Origin of the sequence: Corynebacterium freneyi (assembly GCF_030408835.1) — a bacterium.
Taxonomy (GTDB): Bacteria; Actinomycetota; Actinomycetes; order Mycobacteriales; family Mycobacteriaceae; genus Corynebacterium; species Corynebacterium freneyi.
In genome coordinates, this window is the sequence record NZ_CP047357.1 from 2,000,461 (window position 1) to 2,020,357 (window position 19,897).

A 19,897-nucleotide genomic window follows, 5' to 3' on the forward strand; every position below is an offset into this window, starting at 1 on the left:
GAGTGTTGAGGAAAACGACTCGGGCACCGACCGCCCCATCATCACGGGGGCCGATCGCCCCAACGATCCGGGAGGAACCACATGGCCGACACGGCGGACCGACATGTCGACGAATCCAACTTCGCGCTGATCCGCGATGGCGTCGCGTCCTATCTGAAGGACACCGACCCGGAGGAGACCCGCGAGTGGCTGGAGTCCCTTGACGGGCTGCTGGAGGAAGCCGGCCCCGACCGCGCCCGCTTCCTCATGCTCCGGCTCCTGGAGCGCGCGACCGCCAAGCGCGTCGCCCTGCCTCCGTTGACCTCCACCGATTACGTCAACACCATCCCCACCACCCTGGAGCCCGAGTTCCCGGGCGACGAGGAAGTGGAGCGCCGCTACCGCAAGTGGATCCGCTGGAATGCCGCGATCATGGTGCACCGCGCCCAGCGCCCCGGCATCGGCGTCGGCGGGCACATCTCCACCTACGCCTCGTCGGCCCCGCTGTACGAGGTCGGCTTCAACCACTTCTTCCGCGGCAAGGACCACCCCGGCGGCGGCGACCACATCTTCTTCCAGGGCCACGCCTCCCCCGGCGTCTACGCCCGAGCGTTCCTCGAGAGCCGTCTCGACGAGGACGACCTCGACGGCTTCCGCCAGGAAGTGTCCCGCCCCCAGGGTGGCCTGCCGTCCTACCCGCACCCGCACGGCATGCCCGACTTCTGGGAATTCCCCACCGTGTCCATGGGCCTGGGCCCGATGGGCGCCATCTACCAGGCGCGATTCAACCGCTACCTGCACGACCGCGGCCTGGTCGACACCTCCCAGCAGCACGTGTGGGCGTTCCTCGGCGACGGTGAGATGGACGAACCGGAGTCGCGCGGCCTGATCCAGACCGCCGCCCTCAACAACCTGGACAACCTCACCTTCGTGGTCAACTGCAACCTGCAGCGCCTCGACGGCCCGGTCCGCGGCAACACCAAGATCATCCAGGAGCTGGAGAGCTTCTTCCGCGGCGCCGGCTGGAACGTCATCAAGGTCGTGTGGGGTCGCGACTGGGACGCCCTGTTCGAAAAGGACCACGAGGGCGCCCTCGTCGAGCTGATGAACGGCTTCCCCGACGGCGACTACCAGACCCTGAAGGCCAACGACGGCGCATGGGTGCGCGAGCACTTCTTCGGTCGCGACCCGCGCACCGCCAAGCTCGTCGAGGACATGACCGACGAGGAGATCTGGAACCTGCGCCGCGGCGGCCACGACTACCGCAAGATCTACGCCGCCTACGCCAAGGCCCTGGAGACCAAGGATCAGCCGACCGTCATTCTGGCGCACACCATCAAGGGCTACGGCCTGGGCCACAACTTCGAGGGCCGCAACGCCACGCACCAGATGAAGAAGCTGACGCTCGACGACCTGAAGCTTTTCCGCGACAAGCAGGAGATCCCGATTTCCGACGAGGTCCTGGAAAAGGACCCGGCCCTGCCGCCGTACTACCACCCGGGCGAGGACTCCGAGGAGCTGCAGTACCTGAAGGAGCGCCGCAAGGAACTCGGCGGCTTCGTGCCCGAGCGCCGCGAAACCTACGAGCCGCTGAAGGTGCCCGAAATGGACGCCCTCAAGTCGATTCTCAAGGGGTCCGGCAAGCAGCAGGTCGCCACCACCATGGCGGTGGTGCGCATCTTCAAGGAGCTCATGCGCGACAAGGAGCTGGGCAAGCGTTTCGTGCCGATCATCCCGGACGAGGCCCGCACCTTCGGCATGGACTCGTGGTTCCCGACGTTGAAGATCTACAACCCGCACGGCCAGCAGTACACCCCGGTCGACCATGACCTGATGCTGTCGTACAAGGAGTCCGAGCAGGGCCAGATCCTCCACGAGGGCATTTCGGAGGCCGGTTCGATGGCGTCGTTCATCGCCGCCGGTTCGTCGTACGCCACCCACGGCGAGGCGATGATTCCGCTGTACATCTTCTACTCGATGTTCGGTTTCCAGCGCACCGGCGACCAGATGTGGCTGGCCGGCGACCAGAAGTGCCGTGGTTTCCTGCTCGGCGCCACCGCCGGCCGCACGACCCTGACCGGTGAGGGCCTGCAGCACATGGACGGCCACTCCCCGCTGCTGGCGGCGACGAACCCGTCGGTGGTGACGTACGACCCGGCGTTCGCGTACGAGGCCGCCTACATCATCCGCGAGGGCATCGACCGGATGTACGGCGAGGGCCGCGGCGAAGACGTCATCTACTATCTGACCATCTACAACGAGCCGACGCCGCAGCCGCCCGCCGCCGAGGACCTGGACGTCAACGGGCTGCTGAAGGGCATCTACCCGTACAAGGAGTCGCAGGGCGAAAACCACGTCAACCTGCTGGCGTCGGGCATCGGCATGCAGGCCGCGCTGAAGGCGGCCGACATGCTGGCCGAGGAGTACGACATCCCGTCGTCGATTTACTCGGTGACCTCGTGGAACGAGCTGGCCCGCGATGGCCTGGCCCGCGAGACCGAGGTGCTGCGCAACCCGGCGGAGTTCCACGAGCGTCCGTTCGTGCAGCGCGTCCTCGAGGATGCCGACGGCCCGTTCATCGCGGTGTCGGACTTCCAGCGCGCCATTCCGGAGCAGATCCGTCAGTGGGTGCCGGGCGACTACACGGTGCTGGGCTGCGACGGTTTCGGTTTCTCCGACACTCGTGAGGCGGCGCGTCGTTTCTTCAACATCGACGCCGAGTCGATCGTCGTCGCGGCGCTGGCCGGCCTGGCCCGCGAGGGCAAGCTGCCGGCGTCGGTGGCGCAGAAGGCGGCGGAGAAGTACCAGATCACCGACCCGACGGTGGTGTAGCCGGGCGTGGGCGACTGCGGACGGGAGAGGTCATGACCAGCAGTTTGGGCGATGCCCTGAGCGCTTTGCTTGGCGACGGCGCCGGGGTCGCCGGTGACTCGACGTCGGCCGGCACGGGCGGAAGGTCCGGTGGCCGCGGCTCCGGCGGGGGTGCGCTCGACGGTTTGTCGGGTGCCCGCGCGGAGGTCACCGACGTGCTGTTCCGCGTGCTCGGCGACGACGCCCCGGAAGAGGCGCCGGGCCTGGAGTCCACGCTGCGCGGCGACATCGGGCTGGACCGGTTGGGTGTGGTGGAGTTGCTCGTGCGGTGCGAGGAGGAAACCGGGGTGCGTTTCGCCGACGACGACGTCACGGGCATGAAGACCCTCGGCGACGTGGTGTCCCACGTCGAAAACGACCGAAACGGCTGACCTCCCCGGGGGCCGACCACCGGCCGACTGGCCGCCGCCTACATCACCGCCCGCCGCGTCAGGAGTTCCACGACGTCGCAGGCGGTGTTTTCACGTGCGTCGGCATCATCGGGGTTCTGGGCGGCGGCGTTCGGGTGGCCGTCGTCAAGCAAAGGCGAACCCTGCCCGACGGTGGGCGCCTCCCATGCCTCGAAACCGGCGGTGCCGGGGCGCAGCGGCTCAAGGGCGGTGTCCCAGGCGGTGCCGAGTTCCGCGTCGAGGGCGCGCGCCATGCCGGCGGCATCGCCCCGGTGGGCGGCCATGATGGCGCGGAGGCGCTGCTCGCCGACCTGGATATCGCCGGCGGCGTCGGTGGTGCCGGACCAGGTGCCCAACGCGGGGACGTGGCAGTGGCGTTCGCCCTGGGCGCCCGGGGTGGACGGGTCGGGGTCCTCGGTGATTTCGAAGGTGAGATCCGGCCAGCGGGCGAGATCGCCGACCAGGCGTGCGGCGGCGCCCGCGGGTCCGCGCCAGTCGAGTTCGGCGCAGACGCGGGTGGCATCGTCGGGGCGGGTGCGCCAGATCGACGCCGCGGGGCGGGTGCCGTCGGGCAGCGTGATGCCGGCGCGGGCGATCGCCCACGCGACATGGGGCGTGAGGGCCGGGCGCGCTGCGTGGATCCACAGCACTCCGGTGGAGTCGTGTCGGGACATGGTCACCTGAGTGGTCGGCGGAGAGGCGGTGCGCCACCGGAGGTGCCGGTACCGGTGGCGCGCCGCCTCAAGACGAGGCTCGTCTTCCCCTACGCCCTCGTCGCCGGGGCTTCGCCACCCGTGTGCGGGTCGTCGCGATGCGGTCGGCCGCGGTGCGGCGTGTGCTTTGCGACGGCCCGGGCGGCGATGCCACGTGAACCAATGTGGCCAGTGTGTCGCGGGGCGCGAGACGCGACAAGGGTCAAGTTGAGGTTGACACCCCCGAAGCATGAAGGGGCGGTTGAGACTTGACGGGTGGCGGGGCCGCCATCGTCGGGGGCCGGGGGCGCTCGCCGAGCGGGAAGCCGCCACCGGTGTTAAAACTCTTGTCGTGCGCGTACGACATACCGTTGCGCGTTCGACACTTGAGATTCGGGGGGATCCAATGAAACCAGGGCACACGCCCGACTCCACGCACGGCCGCGGCGCCGAGGATTGCACGAGCGGATGGAGCGGCCTTCGACGCCTGGGCGTCGCCGCGATCATCGCCGCCACCGCCGCAGGTGCGCTGGCCGGCTGCGGTGACGCCCAGGCCGACGCTGATGACGGTAGGCACACTGCAGCGGAGGAAAACTCCCTGCCGCCGGGCGTCATGCCACCCAACGACCCGCCCCAACCCGGTGACGCTCCACTCGGACCGGACGGCCACTACGACTACTCGGCCCCCGGCTTCGAGCTGAAGAACCCGTGCGACACGGAGTACTTCCAGCGAGCATTGGAGTTGGGTTGGAGAGTCCCGGAGTTTGGGACGAAACGCCGCGATGAGCCCGAAGAAATGTATTGCGGTGTCATCAACGACGAGGTGGGACTCGCATTGTTTTCCTTCCCAAGCAACTTCGTCGACTTTGACGCTTCGGAATTTGAAGTCAAGGTCACGGAACAAGCTGGAGTCCCTTTAATCCTTCTCAAACGACCTTCTCTTTTCGGAGAAGCGTGCTTCGTAGGTGTTGAGACGCCCAACGGCATGATCGGCGGGCTTTCTGGCACCGGTGGTTTTTCTCTTCACACCACTATCGAACAGGCCTGCGATGAAGCGACTCGATCGATCTTTCCAATTCTGGGGGTAAATCAATAATGTTCAGAGCAAACTTGTCGGGACTATCAGAAATCCAAACCACGCTGGCGATGGAGTCGAACGCTTCCCTGACAGCTCCCTCTGTCTCGTTGGCCGGGTACTCGCCGGTGCCGTCGATGCAGATGGTCGCCACGCAGCATTCGTCGGCGATCGTGGGTTCGTCGGGATGTTCCGTCGTCGTGTCCGCCGCCATCGACGCCGAGATCCAGTGGTCCGCGGCGAACCTCAAGTCCATGATCACCGCCCTGCAGTCCCACGAGGCCGACACCGGCGCCGCCTTCACGGCGATCGACCCGCTCAACGCCCCGAACAAACTGCAGGTCGCCGATGGCATCGTCAATCACGCCTTTGGCGCCCGACCGCCCTTCAACCCGGGATCGCTGGTCTTCTCCCCCGCCGTCGTCGGGCCGGAAACCGCCGAAACCGCCGAATCCCTCCTGGCGAAGTTCGTCGCCACCAACGACGCCACCATCGGCGAGGCCGTCACCTACTGGTCCGGCTACGGCACCCGCATGGCCGACCTGGCCACCACCCTCGCCAACGCCGCCCTGAAACTGCTCGGCGACAACGAAGGCGCGGCCTTCGACGCCGCCGCCGCAAGCCTCACCGGGCTGGCCGGCCGGGTCAGCAACGTCGCCGCCTCCGCCGGGATCCTCGCCACCCACCTGCAGGCGCTGCCCTCCGTCAAAGCGATGGCGATCAACGCGCTCACCAGCATCGAGGCGCAATCCCGGACCATGACCGATCCGGCGGCGAAGGAAGCGTTCGAACGCGCCGAGATCACCGCGTTCCTCACCGGCCCCTACCTCGGCCAGCTGCAAGCCGCCGTGCCGACGATCCCGAACCTCACCCAGCCCGACTTCTCCGTCAGCACCCCCGATCTCGTCGCCTCCGGCGTCGCGGGCGGCCACGGCGCCGCCGGGGCATCGCAGGTCGGGCTCGCCCCGGCCGGCATGACCACAGCAGCCGCCGCCCCGGCGACGGCGGCATCCACCATGGCCCCGGCCGCCTCCGGCCCGATCACCGGCCCCAACGGAATGAGCCCCATCGGCGGCACCCCATCCGGCGCCCCGGCCGCGGCCTCGACGTCCGGCCCGATCTCCACCATCCCCGGCGGCGCCACCGCTCCCATGGCACCCTCCGGCGCAACCGCACCGGCCGGCTCCGGCTACGGCGCCATGCCACCGGCTCCTGCGGGCATGTCCCCCGCGGGATCCGGCGCAGCAGGTGCCGCCACCCCGGGCTCCCGAGGCACCTCCGGCACCGGCCCCCTCTCCGGCTTCGGCGCGGGTGCGGTCGGCGGTCGCGGCGGCCTCGGCACCCCGACCTCGGGCGGCATCGGCAACTCCGGCACCCGCGGCCGGGGTGGCTTTGCGACGCCCGGCGCCGGAACCACCACCGGCACCGGTACCGGAAAGACGCAGCACACCACGGCGACGGCACTCAACCGCACCGGCCCCAAGGGCGGACACGCCGCAGGTGGGCCGTCGTCAAGCAAAAACGGCGCCGCCCACGCCACCATGCACCGCCGCGGGCCCAGGCCCGACGCCAACGTCGAATCGATCCGCGGCACCGGCCGCGACTTCGAACAGGACGAATACCAGCGGGAACTGTTCGGCGCAGAACCGACGACGGTGCCCGCCGTCATCGGCGCCAACGTGCGCGGATGAGCGCGCAACCGCCCGGCAATGCGCCGGGAGGTTGCCGCCGACGCGGTCATTTCCCATTTGCCCTCTGCACGCCGGGAAACGGCGGATCCCGCGGATGCACGTACGCGACGAGATGGCTCCGGACCCGCCGTCCGCTGAACCGGATCGCTAGTCGATGATTCCCTCAAGATCGCGGAAAACCACCGACACGACGGTATCCGCGCCCACCTTCAGCGGAAACGATGGTGTGCCGGCATCGATCTCGAGAGACGACCATGGTTTCAGGTAAGCGGGAATACTCGGTGCGTCGTATTCGGTGGCGTCCCGCATACCGGAAAAGCGCCGAAGATCAATGAACTCATCGATGTCGGCCACCGACATGAGCGCATCGCTCATGTGGAGCCAAAAATCCAGCAAGAGCCGGAACACAAACCTGCGAAATCGGATCGAATCATCGACATCCCGAAGATCCGCGGGAAGCCCGTCTTCCTCCATCGCCACGTCGAAGGCGATGCGCAGAACATCCGACCCCGAATCGGCGACTCTCCGAAGGAATTCGCGGAGCTGCGGGGCGGCGTGCGCAAACTCACCGGCGATTCCGGCCCCGGGGCGAACGCGCGAACGAACAGCGCCATAACGCGACGACGTTGCGACGACGATGTCGTCCCCATCCCCGCCGCCGTCCCGGCCCAGGGGATCAACCCGGCCCAGGGGATGAAACAGCCAACCGGTGAAAGGACCGCACTCGACCAGAACGTCTTCATCGACATGGTGGTCGGCCCGGGGCGCGTTCGCCGCCGGCGCTTCGCCGTCGACGCTCACCCCGGCGTGGGAACGCATGAGCCTCCAGAAGTCCCCGAAATCGCGGACGGGCCCTTCCCCGAAGAACCCGGTGTCCCGAAAGTCCGCGACCAGCGCCAACAACGACCCCACGGGCATCCGCCTCAGTTCCGTCCCCTCATCGCCGCATACGCCCTCGTATCCGGTCATGCAGGCGAACCCATCGCCGGATTCCTCGACGGCGACGGCCGTGTAATTCCACAGGAACAGCACGGAACCCGGGGACTGCCGCACGCTCGCATGCAGCCACAGCAGATTCATCTCGACGTACGGGCAAAGCTCCAGTTCGGAGTACCACTCGGCCAACGCCGCAGGTTCGACTCCCCCAATCGCCCGCGGGAAAAGCAATTGCACCGTCGGCGGGCACCGCACGCCGGTGTGCTCCCCCACCAAAACCTTGTCCGGCGGCGCGAACATTCCGAAAAAGCAGCCGTCGCCGACCTCGGGAACGTAGTCGGGGAAAGCGGCGGGAGGATCGGGCCACGGTTCGAAACCCGATTCCCGCAGGAAGCCCGCCATCTTTACTCCGCAGCCTCGAACGCCGACCACAGCTCGTCGTTGAAGTCGGTCCACAGCGGCTTGGCCCACTCGCCGAAGGGCCGGTCGGTGAGCACCACGCAGGCGCGGCCCGTCGGCGCGTGCAGCCACAGGAACGTGCCGGCCTGTCCGAAATGCCCGGCGACGTCACCCGGCATCGACTCGCCGAACCACAGGCCCTGGCGGGACTCGGGGCGGGAGAAGATCTCGAACCCCAGCCCCCAGTCAGCCGGCTTCTGCGCCCCATACCCCGGCACGACGCCATTCAGACCGGGAAACTGCACGGTCAGCGCTTCGGCGACGGTGTCGGGGTGCAGCACCGCCGGGGCGAGGATCTCGTCGGCGAACTTCATCAGGTCCGCCACCGACCCCTCGCCGGCGTGGCCGGCCGAACCATGCAGCACAGACGACTCCATGCCCAACGGCTGGAACGTCGCCTCCCGCAGGTACGCCGCGAAACTCATCCCGGCTTCGTCGGCGATGCGGTCGGCGATGATGTCGAACCCCGCCGACGAATACAGCCGCCGCTCCCCCGGCTCCCGCTCCGGCTTGGGCGACGCGAACCCCACGCCGGAGGCATGCGACAGCAGATGCCGCACGGTCGAACCGGGCGGGCCGAGCTCGTCGTCGAGGTCGAACACGCCCTCCTCCACCGCCACCAGCATCGCGTGGGCCGACAGCAGCTTGGTCACGCTGGCCAGGCCATACACGCGCGATGCATCACCGTGGACGACCCACTTCCCGTCGGCGCCGCGGGCTGCGGCGCACACGGATTTCACGGGCCATTCGTCGACTGCGGCAAGGCTGCTGGACAGGGCGGAGGAAAGCTCGGTCATGCTCCCAGGCTAACGCGGGAGTCGGAGACGGCGTCGTCGTCAAGCGAACGGGGCTCGCCCTCGAAGGCCTCCTCGTCGAGAATGCCGGCTCGCTTGGCCACGACCGCCGGAACCAGCGCCTGACCCGTGACGTTGACCGCGGTGCGGCCCATGTCGACGATCGGCTCGACCGCCAGCAGCAGGCCGACGCCCTCCAGCGGCAGACCCAGCGTCGACAGGGTCAGGGTGAGCATGACCGTCGCACCGGTCGTGCCGGCCGTCGCCGCCGACCCGAGCACGGAGACGATGACGATGAGCAGGTAATCCGTCGCCCCCAACTCCAGACCGTAGAACTGCGCCACGAACAACGCGGCGATGGCCGGGTAAATCGCGGCGCAACCGTCCATCTTCGTCGTCGCGCCCAACGGGACGGCGAACGACGAATACTCCTGCGGCACACCGAGACGACGCTCCGTGACGCGCTGCGTGACCGGCATGACGCCCATCGACGACCGCGTGACGAAGCCCAGCGACGTCACCGGCCACACGCGCTTGAAGAACCCGCCCACCGGCAGACCGTTGAGCTTGAGCACCGCCGGGTAGATGACGCCGATGACGACGAGCAGACCGACGTAGATGGCGACGACGAACTTGCCCAGCGAACCCAACGCCTCCCAGCCGTACTCGGCGACGGCGCGGCCGATGAGCGCCGCCGTGCCGATCGGCGCCAGGCGGATGATCCACCACAGGACCTTCTGGATGATCTTCAGCAGCGACTCCGTGCCCCGCAGGAACGGCTCGGCCGGAGCCCCGACCTTCACCGCCGCGATGCCCAACGCAATGGAGATGACCAGCAACTGCAGGACGTTGAACACCGGGTCGGCGCCATCCTCCGTCACCTTCACGCCCAGGCCGAGGATGTTGTCCGGCACGATGCCGGCGAGAAACGCCCACCACGAACCCGTCGACGACGGGGCCTCCGCGGCGGCGGCGTCGACGGAGGAGCCGATGCCGGGCTTGAGCCACACGCCGATGAGGATGCCGGCGACCACCGACGCGAAGGACGTGGCCGCGAACCACAGCAACGTCGACAAGGCCAGGCGCGCGGCATTGGTGACCTTGCGCAGATTGGCCACCGACGTGATCACCGCGGTGACCACCAACGGCGGAACCATCAACTTGAGCAGCTGCACGTACGCGCCGCCGACGGAATCGAGCACGGCGCGCAGCCCGGACCCTTCCGCCGTGCCGCGGGCGACGAAACCGAGGATCAGGCCGATGATGAGGCCATAGATGACCTGGGCCCCGAAACCGGTGGCCCAAGAAGGAACCCACGAAGGAAGAAAGCGGCGATGATCGGTCGCCGAAGAAGAGGTGCTCACGGTAGAGCCTTTCTGATGAGCCCGCGACATCGCGCGTTCGCCGGCACGGATGGGCGCGGGCGCGAACGCGATCGGGGTGCGGGGGTGCGCGAGGTGACGCGCGGTGCAGGATACGGGGATCCGCCGGTGCCGACGTCGGCGGCGGGCGGATCGATCAGACGAAGGTCACGGGGCGCGGACACATGTCCCCGTGCACGTGGCCCTGGTCCAACCAGAGCCTGCGAGTGAGCATCATCGACATGGCCGACAGACTAGAAGCAGACAGATTGGTCTGTCAACAAACGGCCCGGAGACCTCCGCTGGAACTGCCGCTGGAACCGACGCGACGTACCCGCCGACACCCGCGCCCCGATGGTCTACCGTTGAACCATGCTGCTCCATGTGTTGTGGGTCATCGGCATCACCGCCGAAGGCATGACCGGCGCGCTGGCCGCCGGACGCCAGAAAATGGACCTCTTCGGCGTATCCACCATCGCCTGCGTCACCGCCATCGGCGGCGGCACCATCCGCGACCTGATATTGGGCCACTATCCGCTGGTGTGGGTCGAAGATCCGCAATACCTGCTGCTCATCATCGGCGCCGCGATTTTGACGGTGTCCATCTCCTTCCTCATGGAGCACTTCCGGGTGCTGTTCCTGGTCCTCGACGCGGTGGGCCTGTCCGCCTTCGCGGTGATCGGCATCCGCATCGCCCTGGAGATGGGATACGGCTTCATCATCGCCGTGGTGGCGGCGGTGCTCACCGGCGTCTTCGGCGGCGTGCTGCGCGATCTGCTGTGCGACCGCGTGCCCCTGGTGTTCCAGAAGGAGCTCTACGCCTCCATCGCGCTGTTCGCGACGGTCGTCTACTTCGCTCTGGATTGGATGGGCGCCTCCGAAACGGCGACGATCATCACGTCGGTGACCGTCGCCTTCGTCACCCGCCTCCTGTCCATCTGGCGCGGCTGGGGCCTGCCCGTGTTCGACTACCAGGAACGCGACTACCAGCGCGACCCCAACCACCGCCTGTGGAACTTCTTCCGCTGGAACTCCAAGAGCTCGACGGGCGGCAACGGATCGGCCGGCTCGGGCGGCAATGGGTCGGCCAACTCGGTCAGCTCGGGCAACTCGGACGGATCCGATTCCCGCTCGGCCAACGGCGCGAACGATGATCCGGAGGGCCGGCCAACCTCGGATTGAGCGCGCACCCGGCAAACGGCGCCGTCCAACCGCGCCGAAAAGTTCACACTTTCCATTGATGTCCACGGCCGTTTCCGGGGCATAGCGTGATGGACATGACCACGACATCAGGCGCCGCCGGCGACCGCACCGGCACCCCGGAGCGGCGCCCGGGCACCACCGAATCCCCCTATCCCCGCCGCTGGGCGGCGTTGGCGGTCCTCGCCTGCGGCCTCGGCCTGGTGGTCCTGGACGGCACCATCGTCGGCGTCTCCATGCCCACCATCATCCGGGAGCTCGGCCTGGACTTGGCCGGAGCCCAGTGGGTGACCAGCCTCTACGCGGTGGTCTTCGCCGCCTTCCTGCTCACCGCCGGCCGGATCGGCGACTTCACGGGCCGTCGCCGGCTGTTCCTCGTCGGCGTCGCCCTGTTCACCGTCGGTTCAGTGATGGCGGCGTTGGCCACCGGCGGCGGGTCCCTCATCGGCGCCCGCGTGATCCAGGGCCTGGGTGGCGCGGCGATTCTGCCGTCGACGCTGTCGACGGTCAACGTGGTCTTCCGGGGCCGCGAACGTGCCGCCGCCTTCGGCGTGTGGGGCGCGGTGATGGCCGGTGCCGCCGCCATCGGCCCCCTCGCCGGCGGCCTGCTCACCGAAAACATCGGCTGGGAATCGATTTTCTGGGTCAACGTCCCCATCGGGGTCGCCCTCATCGTCGCGGGTCTGGCGGTGGTGCCGGAAACCTCGGTGCGTGACGACGACTCCTCCGCCGACGACACCGCCCATCGTGCCGCGGCACGCCCGACCGACGACGACCGCCGTGCAAGCGACGTGGACGACGAGAACGAAGACGACACCACATTGCTCCGGATCCGACGGTTCGACGTGGCGGGCTTCGTGCTGTCGGCAGTCGGCTTCGGCACCCTGGTCTTCGGCATCATCGAAGGCCCCAAGATCGGCTTCTTCACCCAGATCCGCCCCTTCTCCATCGGCCCGCTCGACTGGCCGGCCAACTTCCCCTCGGCCGCGGGCATCGCCCTGGTCATCGCGACGGTGTCCCTGACCGCCTTCGTTTTCGTCGAAAAGCCCCGGTCCAGGGCCGACGCGCCCGTCCTGCTGGAACTGGGCATGTTCCGCTACCCCACCTTCAGCTGGGGCAACGCGACGGCGCTGATGGTCGCCATCGGCGAATTCGCCCTGGTCTTCGTCCTCCCGCTGTATCTGATCTCCGCCGTCGGACTGTCGACCGTGGTCACCGGCGTCATCCTCGCCGGCATGGCCCTCGGCGCATTCCTGTCCGGCGCCATGGCCCGCCACCTCGCCGCACGCATCGGAGCCCCCGGCGTGGTGCTGCTCGGCCTGGGCCTGGAGGTCTTCGGCGCCCTGCAACTGGCGGCGGAGGAACGCCCCGAGCAGCCGCTGTGGCTCGTCGTCGTGGCCCTGACGATCTACGGCCTGGGCCTGGGCCTGGCCTCGGCGCAGCTGACGTCGCTGGTGCTCGGCGACATCCCGGAATCGCTGTCGGGACAGGCCTCCGCCACCCAGTCGACCATCCGGCAGGTCGGCTCCGCGCTCGGCGCCGCACTCGCCGGGGCGATGCTGACGGTGGGCATCCGGACCAACGCCGGCGACCTCCCGCCGTCGGTGGCCCACTTCGCCGAACCGCTGTCGGATTCGGCGGGCGGACTGCTCAATGCGCTGCGGGCCCAGGGCGCCCCCGCCGACATCATCGCGCCGCTGTCCAAGCTCTTCGCCGACGCGACCAGGTTGTCGCTGTTTTCGGCGGTCGCGGCCCTGACCATCGGCTTCGTCTGCGCCCTGATGGTGCGCCGCAGCCACGCGGAATCCGATGCCGAAGCCCCCACCGACGCACCCGTGAAGTAGAACCACACTCCCCCTCGACGACCACCGCCCCACCGGAACCAACCGGCGGGGCGGCATGCGTCACCGTGCCCCCGGCGGGGCTCGAACCCGCGACCTATGGATTATGAGTCCACGGCTCTAACCGACTGAGCTACAGGGGCGAAAGCGAAACGACCCCGAAAACGGGAAACGCCCGCGCGTGCGCACCGGCTCAATCTACCAAGCCCGGCGGACGACGCGGACATGGACGTCGCAAAGCACGGGCACCGCTCCCCCGGGCGCGTTTCCGCCGCTCATGGCAAAGTTGTGGGCATGCAGAACCACCACCGCCGCCGCCCCGGCACACACCGCACCATCCAGCCCATCGACGCCACCGTCGAGCGCCTGATGCCGGATGCCGACCCCGGTGAGCCGGCCGTGGTGATCTGCGGATCCATCCACCAGGACACCCTCGCCCGCGTCCCCGAATTCCCCGCCCCCGGCGAATCGGCGATCGTCGACGACAGCTCGCTGTCCCTCGGCGGCAAGGGCGCCAACCAGGCATCCGCCGTCGCACACGCCGACGTCCGCGCCATCATGGCCGGCACCGTCGGCGAAGACCCCGCCGCCGATCTCGTCCTTGCGGAACTGGCCGCCCACGGCGTCGACACCCACTCCGTGCGCACCACCTGGGACGAACCGACCGGCTCCGCCTACATCGCGGCGACGCCCGACGGCCACCACATGGTGTTCGTCACCCGCGGCGCCAACACCGTCACAGAGCCGACGGACTTCACCGACGAAATCACCGGAGCCGACGTCCTCCTCGCCCAGGGCGAACTGCGCCCCGACGCCACCGAACAGCTCGGCATGATCGCCAACCTGCACGGCACCCGATTCATCCTCAACCTCGCGCCCGTCACCGTGGTGACGCCGACGCTCATCGACAGCGCCGACCCGCTCATCGTCAACGCCACCGAAGCATGGGAAGTGCTGCGCAAGCTCGGCGCCTCCGAAGGCATCCGCCGCGGCGACCTGGCCGGCCAGATCGACTCGCTGCTGCAGTACTGCCCGTCGGTGGTCATCTCCCTGGGCGACGAAGGCAGCGTCTACGCCCGCGCCGTAGTCGACGGCGGCGACGGCATCGTGTGGCACCAGCCGTCGCTGAAGGTCCCCGCCGAGGACATCGTCGACACCACCGGCGCCGGCGACGCCTTCGCCGGCACCATCGCCGCAGAACTCGCCCGCGGCGGCAGCTTCGAACGGGCCGTCGCCCTGGGCACCGCCGCCGGGTCGCTGGCCGTCCGTTCCTTCGGCGCGACGTCGTCCTACGCGGACTACGCCACCCTCCAGGCCACCGTCGCCGCCGACGATTTCCCGGCGCGCCGCCGCCTGGAGGGCACCACGAAGACGGGCACCACCAAGAACTGACGAACTGACCCGGCGGGGGCGGCGGCTCAGCCGAACACCCGCGACCGCGTGAGCGACCTCGAGCACCGGCGGCCCCACCTTCTCCGCGGCGGTTTCCGGCGAACCGCCGCATTTTCGTTTCGTGTCCAATACCCTGTCGCGCATGACGCAGAAATCCGACGCCAACCACGCCGACGCCTCCTCGTCGCCGATCGCCCACTCCATCCACGGCGAAGGACCGACGCTGGTGCTCATCCACGGCATCTGCCATTCACGGCACGCCTGGGACGACGTGCTGCCCGGGCTCGTCGACCACTTCCGGGTGGTCACCATCGACTTGCCAGGGCACGGCGAAACGCCGAATCCCGATTCGCTTGACGACGACATCGTCGACAGGATGATCGACGAACTCGCCGCCTTCCTGCGCGAAGTTTCGACCGACGGGGAAAAGCCCCACGTGGCGGGCAATTCGCTGGGCGGTTACTTCGCACTGGAGCTGGCCCGGCGCGGTCACGCGGCGACGGCGACGGCGTTCAACCCGGCCGGGTTCTTCCACGGCCCCTGGGATCAGCGCCGCACGGTCGCGCAGTTCCTCGCGCTGCGCGCCATCGGCCGGATCCTGAAGCCCGTGCTGCCGGCCATGGCCAAGACCGCGATCGGCCGCACCTCGATGTTCGGCATGTTTTCGGCGAAGCCCTGGCGCCTCGACCCCGATGCCGTCGTCCGCGACGCGGAGAACATGCTGCGCAACACGGTCATCGACCACGGCCTGGCCGCGGACTTCATCTACTCCCCGTCCGTCGGCGACGCCGCCCAGACCGTGTACTGGGGCACCACGGACCTGACCCTCATCCGCGGTTGGAAGCGCCACCACGACGTGCTGCCCGAGGTGCCACTGCATCTGCTGCCCGGCCTGGGACACGTGCCGATGGTCGACGACGGCGACACCGTCGCGGCCTGCATCCGCCGCAGCGCCCGAATCTGACCGGCCCACCACCGGGCCATCACCGTCCCATCACAGGGCCGCCACCGGATCACCGCCCGCCCGCCACCTGGCCCCCCGGGGGGGGGCGGGCACACGAAAGGGCGCCGAACCGAACCGGTCCCGCGCCCTTCGAGTCTCCTATGGCACGCTAGCGGCTCGGTTCCAGCGCCGGCCGGGCCACCCGCAGGTCATACGACGACGCGTCGAACTTCTTCGTCTTCAACCGGAATTTCCACGTCCAGCTCGGCCACACCGCCGGCGCATTGCCGTGATCGTCGAGGTACCACGAACCGCAACCGCTGACCCACACCGTGTCCGGCAGGCGCTTGCGAATCCAGTCGTTCCACTCGCCCTGGGCGCGCTCCGACACCTCCGCAACATCGACACCGTGGCGGCGCTTCGTCCGGAGCATGTCCATGAAGTAATTCGCCTGGGATTCGATCATGTAGATCATCGACGAATGCCCCAGGCCCGTCGCCGGGCCCATGAGGACCGACAAGTTCGGGTAACCGTGAATGGTGGTGCCCTTGTGGGCGCTCATGCCCTCGCGGCGCCACGCCTCGGCCAGCGACTCGCCGTCACGCCCGTGGACCAACTCGAACGTCGGCGAGTCGGTGACGTGGAAACCCGTGCAGACGATGAGCACGTCGATCGGACGCTCCGTGCCATCCGCCGTCGTGATCGAATGGGCGTTGACCCGCTGAATCGGATCGGTGACCAACTCGACGTTGTCCCGGGCGATCGCCGGGTAATACGTGTTCGAGATCAGCATGCGCTTGCAGCCGATGGTGAACTTCGGAGTCAGCTTCTCCCGCAGCTTCCGGTCCCGGACCTGCGCCCGCAACATCGCCAGCGACACCCCCTTGATCGGGGCCATCAACGCGTCGTTCTTCGTCAGCCCCGGAATCTGCAGCTCACGGAAGAACCAGTCCTGCGCTCGAACAACCCGACGCAGCCCCGGCACGTTGCGCAACGCCGCCCGCTCCCACCCGGCATAGGAACGATCCAGCCGCGGAATCACATACGGGGCGGTGCGCTGGTAGACGTCCAGATGCCCGACGATCGGGGCGATCTTCGGGATGATCTGGATCGCCGAAGCCCCCGTGCCGATCACCGCCACCCGCTTGCCGCGCAAATCCACATCATGATCCCAGCGCGACGAATGGAAGATGGTGCCCTCGAACCCGCCGATCCCCTCGATGTCCGGCAGCCGCGGCTCGCACAACGCACCGACGCCGAGAACGAGCTCACGGGCCGACCACGTCGTGGTCTTCGGCTCCGCGGCCGCGACCTCCCCATCCCGTGCACCCCCGTCGGCGCCGCCGCCGAACACCTTGTCGGCCAACTCCCCCGACGTGGCCACTGCGGTGCGCCCGTCGGCGTCGTCAAGCACATGCGGAAACTCGCGAGTCGTCACCAACCACCGGCCCGCCGCATCATCCCACCGGGCGTCGACCATCTCCGTTCGGAACCGGATATGCGGGTACAAACCCTGCTGAACCGCGACGCTGCGCTGGTAATCGGCGATCTCCGGCTGCGTGCCGAAACTGCGGGACCAATCGAAGTCCTGCGCGAACGACAACGAATACAGATGACTGGGCACGTCACACGCCGCACCCGGATACGTGTTGTCGCGCCACGTGCCGCCCACCTCGTGACCACGATCGATGATCTGGAAATCCTCGATCCCCTCACGCAGAAGACGGACACCGGCGGTGATGCCGGAAAAACCCGCGCCGACGATCAGAACCTCAGTTTTGCGAACCGAATCATTCATGGAACGTACGATAGCGCCCGAGTCGCCGACGCGGGAGGTTTTTCCCCGAGTCCCGGAAAACCCGTCCTACCCCTCTTCCAGCAGGTTGGTCACCAACTCGGCGATGCGCGACCGCTCCGACCGCTGCAAGGTCACGTGCCCGAACAACGCGTTGCCCTTGAGCTTCTCGATGATCGCCGCAACACCGTCATGCCGCCCGACCCGCAGGTTGTCGCGCTGCGCGACATCATGGGTGAGCACCACCCGCGAATTCGAGCCGAGGCGCGACAACACCGTCAGCAACACGTTGCGCTCCAACGACTGCGCCTCGTCGACGATGACGAAACTGTCGTGAAGGCTGCGGCCGCGGATGTGCGTCAACGGCAGCACCTCGAGCATCCCCCGCGCCTGGATCTCATCCATGACGTTCTCGCTGACCAGGCCCTCCAACGTGTCGTACACCGCCTGGGCCCACGGATTCATCTTCTCGCTCTCCGACCCCGGCAAGTAACCGAGATTCTGCCCGCCCACCGCGTACAGCGGCCGGAACACGACGATCTTGCGGTGCCGGCCATGCTCCAACACGGCCTCCAGGCCGGCGCACAACGCCAACGCGGACTTGCCCGTGCCGGCGCGGCCGCCGAGCGAAACGATCCCGACCTCGTCGTCGAGAAGCAGATCAAGCGCAATGCGCTGCTCCGCGGAACGGCCCCGCAGACCGAAGGCCTCCACATCCCCGCGAACCAGCCGAACCGCACCACCCGGCACGATGCGGCCCAACGCCGACTGCGACCCCGCGGTCAACTGCACCCCGCAATGCACCGGCAACTCCGACGCGGGCGTCCCCTCTTCGGTGACGGCATCGTCGGAAAGCTCGACGAACCCGTTGCGGAACAACGAATCGATGTCCTCCGACGCCACCCCCACCTGCGCCAACCCCGTGTAGCCGGTGACCACCACATCCTGCGCGTGGTACTCGTCGGCCGGCAACCCCACCGCACCGGCCTTGACCCGCAGCGGAATGTCCTTGGTCACCAACACCGTGTCCCGGCCCTCCGCCCGGAAATTCAGGGCGCAGGCCAAAATGCGGTGATCGTTGGCATCATTGCGAAAACCCGCCGGCAACACCGACGGGTCCGTGTGATTGAGCTCCACCTGCAGCGTGCCGCCCTCATCGTTGGCGGGCACCGGCAGATCCAGGCGCTCGTGGCGGTGCCGCAGCTCCTCGAGCTGGCGCAACGCCGTCCGGGCGAACCAGCCCAGCTCGGGGTGGTGCCGCTTGGCCTCAAGTTCATTGATCACCACCAACGGCAGCACGACGGAGTGCTCGGCGAACTTCCGCAGCGCGTGCGGGTCGGACAACAGCACCGACGTGTCCAGCACGTAGGTGCGCAGCGCCGTGTCCCGGCGTCCGGCATCGTCGGACCCGCCTGCGGGCAGGGTGGAATCGATGGTGGCGCCGTGCGACGTCGCGCCCGCGGCCACCACCTCCCCATCCCGGATCAGAGGGTTTCGGTCAGTGGTCGCGGTCGTGGTACGCAACGTGGCTCCTGTTCCGCCCGACAGCTTCCCCCTGCCGGGCACACGCCAGGGTAGGTAACGAGGGTGGAAATCACATTGGTGGAAGATGAACTTCCCGTTAAGTTGCGGCTACGCCCACATCATCGCAGTTCAGAGGCTTGACGACGTCCACGCAGCCGCCGTCCGCCCCCGCGCCGACCCCACCGGGCAGGCCCCGAAACGGGTAATTTCGACCCCATGACCAACCCCGGAACGCCCCACGAGCGCCGCGAACATCTGCAATCCAGGCTCGAAACCGCCGTCGGACGCGCGGAACTGAGCATCGGGGAGTACGACGAGCTCTGCGCACGGGTATGGGACGACGAACTCGCCGACGACTCCCCCGAACTCGACGCCATCGCGGGACGCCTGGAACGGATCGAATCGGCCCGCCCCGCCGACACCGCCCCCGCCCCGGATCCGCTGCGCACCGCCCGGAGCGACAACCCCTACCGCCAACCCGACCCCTACCGACCGCGCCCGGAGGGCCGCACCGGCCACGGCCTGGAGCTCATCGGCCGGACCCCGGACTCCGACCGGCAAGAGGGACGCCCCGCCCTGCTGTCCGACAAGAAGTTCACCGGACGCTGGGCCCCGCGCGCCGACACCACATGGTGGGCCCTGCTCGGCGAGGTGAAACTCGACCTGCGCCAGGCAGATTGGCCCGCCGAGCGGATCGTCCTGGATTTCCAGGCCCTCTGTTCCGACGCGAAAATCATCGTCCCGCCCGGCACCGCCATCGTCGACGACACGACGGCGCTGCTCGGCGAAGTGAAGAACAAGACCTCGTCATCCGCACCGGCCAACGGACTGACCGTCGTGCTCGACGGCTTCCTCTTCATGTCCGACTTGATCGTCCGCGACCGCTGATTCATGTCCGACCTGACCGTGCGCGACCACTGACGATTCATGCCCAATCTGACCGTGCGCGACTGCC

At 68.3% G+C, this 19,897-nt stretch carries 14 protein-coding genes, 1 tRNA gene and 1 pseudogene; 9 read left to right on the forward strand and 7 right to left on the reverse strand.

All coding sequences use genetic code 11. The features are described 5' to 3' along the window. The first annotated feature begins 81 nt into the window (after window positions 1-81). Window positions 82-2,811 carry a pyruvate dehydrogenase (acetyl-transferring), homodimeric type gene (aceE, locus tag CFREN_RS08860; RefSeq protein ID WP_209652459.1) on the forward strand — a complete coding sequence of 910 codons (2,730 nt, stop codon included), beginning with the start codon at window positions 82-84 and terminating at the stop codon, window positions 2,809-2,811. Window positions 2,812-2,843: 32 nt separating this feature from the next. Beyond that, complete coding sequence (locus CFREN_RS08865; protein WP_209652457.1) at window positions 2,844-3,221, forward strand: acyl carrier protein; 378 nt, start codon at window positions 2,844-2,846, stop codon at window positions 3,219-3,221. Window positions 3,222-3,259: 38 nt separating this feature from the next. Here CFREN_RS08865 and CFREN_RS08870 read toward each other — a convergent pair whose 3' ends face one another. Next, on the reverse strand, window positions 3,260-3,913 hold the full coding sequence (locus CFREN_RS08870) for a DUF3145 family protein (RefSeq protein WP_209652454.1): 654 nt from the start codon (window positions 3,911-3,913) through the stop codon (window positions 3,260-3,262). A gap of 424 nt (window positions 3,914-4,337) precedes the next feature. On the opposite strand from CFREN_RS08870, the gene CFREN_RS08875 reads away from it, so the two are divergent. Together CFREN_RS08875 and CFREN_RS08880 are read left to right on the forward strand one after the other, a co-directional pair. Further along, a complete protein-coding gene (locus CFREN_RS08875; protein ID WP_209652451.1) occupies window positions 4,338-5,027 on the forward strand; it encodes a hypothetical protein in 690 nt (229 codons plus the stop codon). 122 nt (window positions 5,028-5,149) lie between these two features. After that, window positions 5,150-6,697, forward strand: coding sequence for a hypothetical protein (locus CFREN_RS08880; protein ID WP_217124659.1), 1,548 nt, complete (start codon window positions 5,150-5,152; stop codon window positions 6,695-6,697). A 147-nt stretch (window positions 6,698-6,844) separates the two neighbouring features. On the opposite strand, the gene CFREN_RS08885 is transcribed toward CFREN_RS08880, so the two are convergent. The 3 genes from CFREN_RS08885 to CFREN_RS08895 are packed head-to-tail and all read right to left on the reverse strand — an operon-like array spanning window position 6,845 to window position 10,280. Then, entirely contained in the window at window positions 6,845-8,035 is a 1,191-nt protein-coding gene (locus tag CFREN_RS08885) for a hypothetical protein (protein ID WP_209652448.1), read from the reverse strand. A gap of 2 nt (window positions 8,036-8,037) precedes the next feature. Next, window positions 8,038-8,889, reverse strand: coding sequence for a serine hydrolase domain-containing protein (locus CFREN_RS08890; protein ID WP_209652446.1), 852 nt, complete (start codon window positions 8,887-8,889; stop codon window positions 8,038-8,040). Next, window positions 8,886-10,280, reverse strand: coding sequence for a dicarboxylate/amino acid:cation symporter (locus CFREN_RS08895; protein WP_209652444.1), 1,395 nt, complete (start codon window positions 10,278-10,280; stop codon window positions 8,886-8,888). Before CFREN_RS08895 ends, CFREN_RS08890 begins: the two co-directional genes overlap by 4 nt. Window positions 10,281-10,619: 339 nt before the next feature. On the opposite strand from CFREN_RS08895, the pseudogene CFREN_RS08900 reads away from it, so the two are divergent. Further along, a pseudogene (locus CFREN_RS08900) lies at window positions 10,620-11,273 on the forward strand (trimeric intracellular cation channel family protein); the annotation flags it as partial. Between the two features lie 251 nt (window positions 11,274-11,524). Beyond that, the gene (locus CFREN_RS08905) at window positions 11,525-13,291 is read left to right on the forward strand and encodes an MFS transporter (protein WP_209652439.1); all 1,767 of its coding nucleotides are present in this window, start codon (window positions 11,525-11,527) and stop codon (window positions 13,289-13,291) included. Between the two features lie 66 nt (window positions 13,292-13,357). Here CFREN_RS08905 and CFREN_RS08910 read toward each other — a convergent pair. Further along, a tRNA-Ile gene (locus CFREN_RS08910) sits at window positions 13,358-13,431 on the reverse strand. Between the two features lie 151 nt (window positions 13,432-13,582). Here CFREN_RS08910 and CFREN_RS08915 point away from each other — a divergent pair. Both CFREN_RS08915 and CFREN_RS08920 read left to right on the forward strand, forming a co-directional pair. Continuing rightward, window positions 13,583-14,680, forward strand: coding sequence for a ribokinase (locus CFREN_RS08915; RefSeq protein ID WP_244979507.1), 1,098 nt, complete (start codon window positions 13,583-13,585; stop codon window positions 14,678-14,680). 142 nt (window positions 14,681-14,822) lie between these two features. Then, window positions 14,823-15,644 carry an alpha/beta fold hydrolase gene (locus CFREN_RS08920; RefSeq protein ID WP_209652437.1) on the forward strand — a complete coding sequence of 274 codons (822 nt, stop codon included), beginning with the start codon at window positions 14,823-14,825 and terminating at the stop codon, window positions 15,642-15,644. A gap of 148 nt (window positions 15,645-15,792) precedes the next feature. Here CFREN_RS08920 and CFREN_RS08925 read toward each other — a convergent pair whose 3' ends face one another. Both CFREN_RS08925 and phoH2 read right to left on the reverse strand, forming a co-directional pair. Further along, the gene (locus tag CFREN_RS08925) at window positions 15,793-17,421 is read right to left on the reverse strand and encodes a flavin-containing monooxygenase (protein ID WP_209652435.1); all 1,629 of its coding nucleotides are present in this window, start codon (window positions 17,419-17,421) and stop codon (window positions 15,793-15,795) included. Between the two features lie 66 nt (window positions 17,422-17,487). Next, on the reverse strand, window positions 17,488-18,852 hold the full coding sequence (phoH2, locus tag CFREN_RS08930; RefSeq protein ID WP_246580224.1) for an RNA 5'-3' helicase PhoH2: 1,365 nt from the start codon (window positions 18,850-18,852) through the stop codon (window positions 17,488-17,490). Window positions 18,853-19,158: 306 nt separating this feature from the next. Here phoH2 and CFREN_RS08935 point away from each other — a divergent pair, with 306 nt between their 5' ends. Continuing rightward, a complete protein-coding gene (locus CFREN_RS08935) occupies window positions 19,159-19,830 on the forward strand; it encodes a LiaF domain-containing protein (RefSeq protein ID WP_070519499.1) in 672 nt (223 codons plus the stop codon). Window positions 19,831-19,897: the final 67 nt, after the last annotated feature.

Excerpts from the sequence above, each read along its gene's own strand:
- aceE (WP_209652459.1), top strand. The coding sequence starts at position 82 with ATGGCCGACACGGCGGACCGACATGTCGACGAATCCAACTTCGCGCTG.
- CFREN_RS08865 (WP_209652457.1), top strand. The coding sequence starts at position 2,844 with ATGACCAGCAGTTTGGGCGATGCCCTGAGCGCTTTGCTTGGCGACGGC.
- CFREN_RS08870 (WP_209652454.1), bottom strand. The coding sequence starts at position 3,913 with ATGTCCCGACACGACTCCACCGGAGTGCTGTGGATCCACGCAGCGCGC.
- CFREN_RS08875 (WP_209652451.1), top strand. The coding sequence starts at position 4,338 with ATGAAACCAGGGCACACGCCCGACTCCACGCACGGCCGCGGCGCCGAG.
- CFREN_RS08880 (WP_217124659.1), top strand. The coding sequence starts at position 5,150 with ATGGTCGCCACGCAGCATTCGTCGGCGATCGTGGGTTCGTCGGGATGT.
- CFREN_RS08885 (WP_209652448.1), bottom strand. The coding sequence starts at position 8,035 with ATGGCGGGCTTCCTGCGGGAATCGGGTTTCGAACCGTGGCCCGATCCT.
- CFREN_RS08890 (WP_209652446.1), bottom strand. The coding sequence starts at position 8,889 with ATGACCGAGCTTTCCTCCGCCCTGTCCAGCAGCCTTGCCGCAGTCGAC.
- CFREN_RS08895 (WP_209652444.1), bottom strand. The coding sequence starts at position 10,280 with ATGTCGCGGGCTCATCAGAAAGGCTCTACCGTGAGCACCTCTTCTTCG.
- CFREN_RS08905 (WP_209652439.1), top strand. The coding sequence starts at position 11,525 with ATGACCACGACATCAGGCGCCGCCGGCGACCGCACCGGCACCCCGGAG.
- CFREN_RS08915 (WP_244979507.1), top strand. The coding sequence starts at position 13,583 with ATGCAGAACCACCACCGCCGCCGCCCCGGCACACACCGCACCATCCAG.
- CFREN_RS08920 (WP_209652437.1), top strand. The coding sequence starts at position 14,823 with ATGACGCAGAAATCCGACGCCAACCACGCCGACGCCTCCTCGTCGCCG.
- CFREN_RS08925 (WP_209652435.1), bottom strand. The coding sequence starts at position 17,421 with ATGAATGATTCGGTTCGCAAAACTGAGGTTCTGATCGTCGGCGCGGGT.
- CFREN_RS08935 (WP_070519499.1), top strand. The coding sequence starts at position 19,159 with ATGACCAACCCCGGAACGCCCCACGAGCGCCGCGAACATCTGCAATCC.